Origin of the sequence: Streptomyces sp. URMC 127 (assembly GCF_051386535.1) — a bacterium.
Classification (GTDB): Bacteria; Actinomycetota; Actinomycetes; order Streptomycetales; family Streptomycetaceae; genus Streptomyces.
This window is the reverse complement of the sequence record NZ_JBPQTW010000277.1, coordinates 1-7549: the sequence shown is the minus strand read 5'-3', so window position 1 is coordinate 7549 and position 7549 is coordinate 1. Positions and strand designations below refer to the sequence as shown.

Genomic DNA, 7549 nt, shown 5'->3' with positions numbered 1-7549 from the left:
CCCCTGACGCACGAACGCCGCATGCCCGTGGCAGGGCATGCGGCGTTCGTCGCGCGCTCCGGGCAGCCGACCGGTCGCTCAGCCGGTCAGCCGGCCAGCCAGTCCGCCGACAGATCAGAGCCGGCAGGTCAGAGCCGACAGGTCAGAGCTCCTTGCGGAACTCCTGCGCCGCCTGCAGGAAGATGTCGTTCCCCTCGGTCTCGCCGATCGTCACCCGCACTCCCTCACCCGGGAACGGCCGCACGATCACCCCGGCCCGCTCACACGCCTGCGCGAAGTCGAGCGTCCGCTCGCCCAGCCGCAGCCACACGAAGTTCGCCTGCGTCACCGCCGGCGTCCAGCCCTGGGCCGTCAGCCCCTCCACGACCCGCGCCCGCTCCGCCACCAGCGCGTCGACCCGCTCGCGCAGGGCGTCCTCGCTGCGCAGCGACGCGACGGCCGCCTCCTGCGCGATGTGGCTCACGCCGAACGGGACGGCCGTCTTGCGCAGCGCCGCGGCCACCGGCTCGTGCGCCACCGCGAAGCCCACCCGGAGCCCCGCCAAGCCGTAGGCCTTGGAGAACGTGCGCAGCACGCAGACGTTCGGCCGGTCGCGGTAGAGCTCGAGCCCGTTGGGGAACTCCGGGTCGCGCACGAACTCGATGTACGCCTCGTCGAGCACCACCAGGATGTCGGAGGGCACCCGGTCCAGGAAGGACTCCAGCTCGGCCCGGTGCACCACGGTGCCCGTGGGGTTGTTGGGGTTGCAGACGAAGATCAGGCGGGTTCGGTCGGTGATCGCCGCCAGCATCGCCTCCAGGTCGTGGACCTCGTCACCGGTCAGCGGGACCTGCACCGGAGTGGCGCCGGAGACCTGGGTGATGATCGGGTACGCCTCGAAGGACCGCCAGGCGTAGATCACCTCGTCGCCGGGGCCGGCCGTGGCCTGCACCAGCTGCTGGGCCACGCCCACCGAGCCGGTGCCGGTGGCGAGGTGCGTCAGCGGCACGGAGAAGCGCTCGGCCAGCTCGGCCATCAGGCCGGCGCACGCCATGTCGGGGTAGCGGTTGAGGGAGCCGGCCGCGGCGACGGCCCGCTCCAGCACGCCCGGCAGCGGCGGATACGGGTTCTCGTTGGAGGACAGCTTGAAGGCGACCGGGCCGTCGGCGGCGGCGGGCTTGCCCGGCTTGTAGGTGGGCACGTCGTCCAGCGCGGCGCGCAGCTTCGGGGTGTTCTCGGTCACCGCAGGTCCTCCACGAATAGCGGACATGAATACTGCACACCTTAAGAGGATTCACCGGGCCCGCGTCCAGAGTCGCGTCCGCTGCCGGGCCCGGACCCGGGAGTGAGCCCGGCCACTCGCCCGCCGGCCCGTTCCCACCCGGCCGCCGGTCCCTTTCCCACCGGATCACCCTCCCGCCACCGGCCCCGGCTACCCGTCCGACCGTCCCGCCCGGCCTCCCCAATTGCCCCGGCCGCCCTTCCCTCCGGAATCGGGGGGAGCGCTTCCGAAAAATGCCGCGCGCCGGTGGCGGGCGCCGTGGCGCGCATCCCCCATGAAGGTGAGTTGAGACCTCTTCGAGACCTGGACCATTCACCAGGTGCGGATATGCCACAGGCCAACGGCCTACCCTCAGCACCCTCAACTGACTGCGTTTCCATGGTCATTGCAGGAAATTCCACTTGCAGAAACGTCTCTGTCAACAGTCGAATATGCCGCCCTGCCAACGGACCACCCGAGCCCTACTATCGGCTCGCCATGACAGCAGCAGGGAAGCATCAGGTGAGCCGGGCGGAACCATCCCGCAGGGGCAGCCGGCATGGACGCGCGGGCATCCGCGACGTGGCCGCCGCCGCCGGGGTTTCGATCACGACCGTCTCCGACGCGCTCAACGGCAAGGGCCGGCTACCGGACGCGACCCGCCGCCATGTCCGCGAGGTCGCCGACCGGCTGGGCTATCGCCCGTCCGCCGCGGCCCGCACCCTCCGTACGGGCAAGTCGGGGCTCATCGGCCTGACGGTGACCACGTACGGGGATGAACCTTTCACCTTCACCGAGTTCGCCTACTTCGCCGAGATGGCGCGCGCCGCCACCTCCGCCGCGCTGGCCCGCGGCTACGCCCTGGTCATCCTCCCGGCCACCTCCCGCCACGACGTGTGGTCCAACGTGGCGCTCGACGGCACGGTCGTCATCGACCCCTCCGACCACGACCCCGTGGTCTCCGACCTCGTCCGCCAGGGCATCCCCGTCGTCTCCGACGGGCGCCCCGCCGGCACCCTCCCCGTCACCGCCTGGGTGGACAACGACCACGAGGCCGCCGTCCTCGGCATCCTCGACCACCTCGCCGCCGCCGGCGCGCGCCGCATCGGCCTGCTGACGGGGACGAGCACCGACACGTACACCCGCCTCTCCACCCACGCCTACCTGCACTGGTGCGAGCGGGTCGGGCAGGACCCGGTCTACGAGAAGTACCCCGCCCACGACCCCTGCGCCGGCGCCGTGGCGGCCGACCGGCTGCTCGCCCGCCCCGACCGGCCCGACGCCGTCTACGGCCTCTTCGACCCCAACGGCACCGACCTGCTCGCCGCCGCCCGCCGCTACGGGCTGCGCGTCCCGGACGACCTGCTGCTGGTGTGCTGCAGCGAGTCGACGGTCTACGCCACCACCGAGCCGCCCATCACCACGCTCTCCCTCAAGCCGCGGCGCATCGGCACCGCGGTCGTCCAGCTGCTCATCGACGCCATCGAGGGGCTGGACAGCGGCCGGCCGGTCGAGCAGGTGATACCGACCGAGCTGATCGTCCGCACCTCCTCGCAGCGCCGCCCGCCGCGCACCACGGTCAGCCCGCCGCGCGGCCCCGCCGTCTGATCCGGCACGCCTGATCCCGGCACGCCTGATCCGGGCACGCCCGGGGCCGGAGGGCCCGGCGGCAAGGGCGGGCGACGGCGAGCGGCACGGCGGGACCGCACCGGGGAGTGCCGGGGCGGGCGGCACGCCGCGCCCGCGCCGCCGTCCGGCCCGGGCGCGCCCGCTCCCGGGCGGTCAACGCGCCGTTCGCCACCTCCACCGCCTTCACCCGGCCGTCAGGGGGCGCTCGGAGGGCGCACAGCCGCTGGGCGAATGGCTCAATTGGGGAGAAAAACCCGTCGTGCGCACTCTCCTGCCCCGATTCGCGGCCCCTGGTGCGTCACAAGCCGCGACGGTCATTCCTATGATGGGCGCACGACACCACGGACCGCCGTCGACCAGGCAAGGTCCACAAGGTGCACGGCGGCGCAATGGTGGAGGGGTCGATGACTCAGGGGGCCGGTCAAGGACCCGCGGCACGGCACACGGCGGGCATCCCGCCCTTCCCCGGCTACGCCGCGCCTCCCGCGGCCCATGGCCCCGTGTCGCCGTACGCCCAGTCCGCGCCCCCCGTGCAGCCGCCGATGGACGCTCCCGACGGCTACACCCCGACCGCGCGCGACCTGCCGGTGATCGGCCACGCCCGCCGGACGGTCCCCCAGGACGTCCCGACGGTCGAGCTGACCCCGCTGACCGACCCGCACCCGCCGGCCCCCCAGCACCCCGCCCTGGGCCCGCTCTACGTGGTGGGCGACGTCCACGGCTATCTCGACGAGCTCTACGAGGCGCTGCAGGCCGAGGGGCTGATCGACGAGACGGGCCACTGGGCCGCCGGCAACGCCCGCCTGTGGTTCCTCGGCGACTTCACCGACCGCGGCCCGGACGGCGTGGGCGTGATCGACCTCGTCATGCGGCTGTCGGCCGAGGCCGCGGCCGCCGGCGGCTACTGCAAGGCGCTCATGGGCAACCACGAGCTGCTGATCATCGGCGCGAAGCGGTTCGCCGACACGCCGGTGAACTCCGGCGCCGGTACCGCCTCCTTCCAGGCGGCCTGGCTGCTCAACGGCGGCCAGCGCTCCGACATGGAGCGCCTGGAGGACCACCACCTGCAGTGGATGTCGCGGCTCGACGCCATGGCCGAGGAGGACGGGCACCTCCTGGTGCACTCCGACACCACCGCCTACCTGGAGTTCGGCGACTCCATCGAGGACGTCAACGACGCGATCACCGAGGCCCTGCAGCGCAACGACCCGGACGAGGTCTGGGACCTCTTCCGGAAGTTCACCAAGCGCTTCGCCTTCCGCGACGAGGAGGCGGGCCCGATGGCCGTGCGGGAGCTGCTGAGCACCTACGGCGGTGGCCGGATCGTGCACGGCCACAGCCCCATCCCCTACCTCCTGGGAGAGGTCGGCACGGAGGATGCGGACGCCGAGGACGACGGAGCGCCGCTGGTGGACGGCCCGCACCTGTACGCGGACGGGCTCGCGCTCGCCATGGACGGCGGCGTCACGATGGCCGGAAAACTGCTGGTCGTGCAACTTCCCCTGGCTGACTGAGGGTTCAGCGGGCAGACGGGCGGGCAGGTAGGGAGTTCCACCGCCGCGGGGGTAATTCGGGAAACACGCTGTCACCCCGCGCCGGTACGGCTCTACCATCGGCTTATCCGTAGCAGGCTCTCCTCCGTTTCCGCCCACTGCCCGGTGTAAGCCGGCTACACGGCCCTACGGAGCATCGGGGGATGCACATGAACAGCGCTCCGCATCTGCTGGCCGAGGACCGCCCGGAATTCGAGCGGGTTCTCGACCAGGCGCTGCGTACCGCGAACCATGACCCGGAACTTGCCGCAGCGATAGGACAGCGGCTCAATACAGAACAGCTGCGCGACATGGCGCTCGAATCCATGTCCGCCATCACGGCATGCGCGGCCGTCGAATACCAGAACTACGTAAGGGCGCGCGACGCACTGCGCGCGCTCTCCGCCACGGAACGCCCCCGGTCCCCGGATGACGAGGGCGCTCCGGATGAGGAAAGCGCTTCGCCCGGCGCGGCCGCCCCCGCCGCACCGGACGGGGAGCCGGAGGAATCCTCGGGCGCGGGTGCCGGAGCGGTGCTCGCCGTGCTGGCTCCGGTCCTCGCCGGTATCGCCGCGCTGATCTTCCTGGCCATCGGCTACGTCCTGCGCTCCGTCGGCTCGGACAGCGCCGTCGCGGATCCGATGGTGAACGTGGGCTGGTGGTTCGCCGGGCTCACGGCCGCCGGCGCGTTCATCGCCATGGTCGGCATCGTCCTGACGGCGTTGCGCAACGGCTCCTCCGAGGGGAGTGATGCGCGAGGGGTGCACATCCGGGAGGACACGGACCGCGCCAGAGAGGCGTGGCGGCAGGCCCTGATCCACCGCGGGCTGCTGCCCTTTGTCCGCGATGCCCTGGCCAATGCTCCCGGGGAGGCGGAGCCGAAGCCGGGGTCGGGCCCGGGCAGGCCGGGTTCCGGCGCCGGTCATTCCGCCTCGTTCGTCCCCCGGCGCCGCGAGGGCAGCGGCCGTACGCCCCAGCTGGGGTACTCCCGGCCCGGGTTCACCAGCCCCGACGGCGAATCGTCCTCCGGCGGCCGCGCCGGCTACACGAGCCCCGACTTCACCGGCCCCGAATACGGAAGCCCGGACCGCCGCCCGGAGTGAGGGTCCGGGCGGCGGTCCGGGAGCTCTTCGGTCCCCGCGCTCAGTCCGCGATCGGCAGGTAGACGCGGTTGCCCGCCGCCGCGAACTCCTTCGACTTCTCCGCCATCCCGGCCTCGGGGTCGAGGGCCAGGTCACCGCCGTGCTCGCGCCGGATGTCCTGAGAGATCTTCATCGAGCAGAACTTGGGCCCGCACATCGAACAGAAATGCGCGGTCTTCGCGGGCTCGGCGGGCAGCGTCTCGTCGTGGAAGGCCCGCGCCGTCTCCGGGTCGAGGGCCAGGTTGAACTGGTCCTCCCAGCGGAATTCGAAGCGGGCGTCCGAGAGCGCGTCGTCCCATTCCTGCGCCCCGGGGTGGCCCTTGGCGAGGTCCGCGGCATGGGCGGCGATCTTGTAGGTGATCACACCGGTCTTGACGTCGTCCCGGTCCGGCAGGCCCAGGTGCTCCTTGGGCGTGACGTAGCAGAGCATCGCCGTGCCCCACCAGGCGATCATCGCGGCGCCGATGCCCGACGTGATGTGGTCGTACGCGGGTGCGACGTCCGTCGTCAGCGGGCCGAGGGTGTAGAACGGCGCCTCCTCGCAGATCTCCTGCTGGAGGTCGATGTTCTCCTTGATCTTGTGCATCGGGACGTGGCCCGGGCCCTCGATCATCGTCTGGACGTTGTGCCGCTTGGCGATGGTGTTGAGCTCGCCGAGCGTCTTCAGCTCGGCGAACTGCGCCTCGTCGTTGGCGTCCGCGATGGAGCCGGGGCGCAGGCCGTCGCCGAGCGAGTACGTCACGTCGTAGGCCGCGAGGATCTCGCAGAGCTCCTCGAAGTTCTCGTAGAGGAACGATTCCTTGTGGTGCGCCAGGCACCACGCGGCCATGATCGATCCTCCGCGGGAGACGATGCCCGTCTTGCGGCGGGCGGTCAGCGGGACGTACCGGAGCAGCACGCCCGCGTGCACGGTCATGTAGTCGACGCCCTGCTCGGCCTGCTCGATGACCGTGTCCTTGTAGATCTCCCAGGTGAGCTCCTCGGCCTTGCCGTCGACCTTCTCCAGGGCCTGGTAGAGCGGCACGGTGCCGATCGGCACGGGGGAGTTGCGCAGCACCCACTCGCGCGTGGTGTGGATGTTGCGGCCGGTGGAGAGGTCCATGACGGTGTCGGCGCCCCAGCGGGTGGCCCACGTCATCTTCTCCACCTCCTCCTCGATGGAGGAGGTGACGGCGGAGTTGCCGATGTTGGCGTTCACCTTCACCAGGAACTTCTTGCCGATGATCATCGGCTCGATCTCCGGGTGGTTCACATTGGCCGGGAGGACCGCCCGGCCCGCCGCGATCTCCTCGCGGACGGTCTCGGGAGAAACGTTCTCCCGGAGGGCCACGTACTCCATCTCCTCGGTGATCTCACCGCGGCGGGCGTACGCGAGCTGGGTGACGGCCCGTCCGCCGCGGCCCCGGCGGGGCTGGCGCGGGCGGCCGGGGAAGACCGCGTCGAGGTTCTTCAGCCCCCCGCGCGGCGAGGTGTGCTTGATGCCGTCGTCCTCCGGGCGCATCGGGCGCCCGGCGTACTCCTCGGTGTCACCACGGCCGATGATCCAGTTCTCCCGGAGCGGCTGGAGGCCGCGCCGGACGTCCGTCTCGATCGCCGGGTCGGTGTACGGGCCGGAGGTGTCGTACAGCTGCACGTCCTGCCCATTGGTGAGATGGACCCGCCGGACCGGCACCCGAAGGTCCGGACGCGAGCCGGTCACGTAGTCCTTGTGCCAGCCGATCTCCCGGCCGGATTCGGACGTGCGTGCATCCTGCGAGGTCATGAGACCAGAACTCCCTACGCCGGCATTACCCGGTAACAGGTTCGGCGGTCGACGCAGCGGTCTTCCGTACGCACTTCCCGTACGGAGGTCAGCGCCCTCTCAGCCCGGTGCTCCGAGCTCCCGCGATTGCAAAGGTGCCACCACGCTAGCGCCTCTCCTGTCCGGAGGGCCAGGGGGGCTTGCGATGATGCGGGCGTGACCGTGGCTGTGGCCATGACCGTGCGCGTGGGCATGGCCGTGTGCG

At 71.5% G+C, this 7549-nt stretch carries 5 protein-coding genes; 3 read left to right on the top strand and 2 right to left on the bottom strand.

Translation table 11 applies throughout. The features are described 5' to 3' along the window. Positions 1 to 142 precede the first annotated feature (142 nt). Positions 143 to 1222, bottom strand: coding sequence for a histidinol-phosphate transaminase (gene hisC, locus ACSNOH_RS31765; protein WP_436724912.1), 1080 nt, complete (start codon positions 1220 to 1222; stop codon positions 143 to 145). Between the two features lie 516 nt (positions 1223 to 1738). On the opposite strand from hisC, the gene ACSNOH_RS31760 reads away from it, so the two are divergent. From ACSNOH_RS31760 to ACSNOH_RS31750, 3 genes are all read left to right on the top strand, one after another. Next, the gene (locus tag ACSNOH_RS31760) at positions 1739 to 2848 is read left to right on the top strand and encodes a LacI family DNA-binding transcriptional regulator (RefSeq protein WP_120755061.1); all 1110 of its coding nucleotides are present in this window, start codon (positions 1739 to 1741) and stop codon (positions 2846 to 2848) included. A gap of 425 nt (positions 2849 to 3273) precedes the next feature. Beyond that, positions 3274 to 4383, top strand: a complete 1110-nt coding sequence (locus ACSNOH_RS31755) for a metallophosphoesterase (RefSeq protein ID WP_436724911.1) — start codon at positions 3274 to 3276, stop codon at positions 4381 to 4383. Between the two features lie 182 nt (positions 4384 to 4565). Further along, positions 4566 to 5504, top strand: a complete 939-nt coding sequence (locus tag ACSNOH_RS31750) for a hypothetical protein (RefSeq protein WP_436724910.1) — start codon at positions 4566 to 4568, stop codon at positions 5502 to 5504. A 40-nt stretch (positions 5505 to 5544) separates the two neighbouring features. Here ACSNOH_RS31750 and thiC read toward each other — a convergent pair whose 3' ends face one another. Continuing rightward, positions 5545 to 7305 (bottom strand): phosphomethylpyrimidine synthase ThiC, encoded by a 1761-nt coding sequence (gene thiC / locus ACSNOH_RS31745; protein WP_436724909.1) that lies wholly within the window; start codon positions 7303 to 7305, stop codon positions 5545 to 5547. Positions 7306 to 7549 lie beyond the last annotated feature (244 nt).

What these genes read in the sequence shown, in the direction of transcription:
- ACSNOH_RS31750 (WP_436724910.1), top strand. Translation starts at nt 4,566, where the DNA reads ATGCACATGAACAGCGCTCCGCATCTGCTGGCCGAGGACCGCCCGGAA.
- thiC (WP_436724909.1), bottom strand. Translation starts at nt 7,305, where the DNA reads ATGACCTCGCAGGATGCACGCACGTCCGAATCCGGCCGGGAGATCGGC.
- ACSNOH_RS31755 (WP_436724911.1), top strand. Translation starts at nt 3,274, where the DNA reads ATGACTCAGGGGGCCGGTCAAGGACCCGCGGCACGGCACACGGCGGGC.
- ACSNOH_RS31760 (WP_120755061.1), top strand. Translation starts at nt 1,739, where the DNA reads ATGACAGCAGCAGGGAAGCATCAGGTGAGCCGGGCGGAACCATCCCGC.